The organism is Streptomyces sp. DT224 (genome assembly GCF_049844595.1).
Taxonomy (GTDB): Bacteria; Actinomycetota; Actinomycetes; order Streptomycetales; family Streptomycetaceae; genus Streptomyces.
In genome coordinates, this window is sequence record NZ_JBNCLI010000069.1 from 1 (window position 1) to 245 (window position 245).

Below are 245 nucleotides of genomic sequence, written 5' to 3' on the forward strand. Positions count from 1 at the left end.
GTCATGGCGATGCGCCACGGCGTCCTGCCGCAGACCCTGCACGCCGAGCAGCCGTCCCCGCACGTGGACTGGACGTCCGGCGCCGTCGAGCTGCTCACCCAGGCCCGCGAGTGGCCCGAGGCCGACCACCCGCGCCGTGCCGCCGTCTCCTCCTTCGGCATCAGTGGTACCAACGCGCACGTCATCATCGAGCAGGGGGACGAGACCTCCGAACCGGTGGCGGAGACCACCGGATTCTCACTCGT

The 245-nt window shown here is 71.0% G+C and carries 1 protein-coding gene; it reads left to right on the forward strand.

The window, feature by feature from the left end; translation table 11 throughout:
- Positions 1–245 (forward strand): ketoacyl-synthetase C-terminal extension domain-containing protein (locus ACLQ2N_RS36075; RefSeq protein WP_425820037.1); only part of this gene is annotated, 245 nt, incomplete at both ends.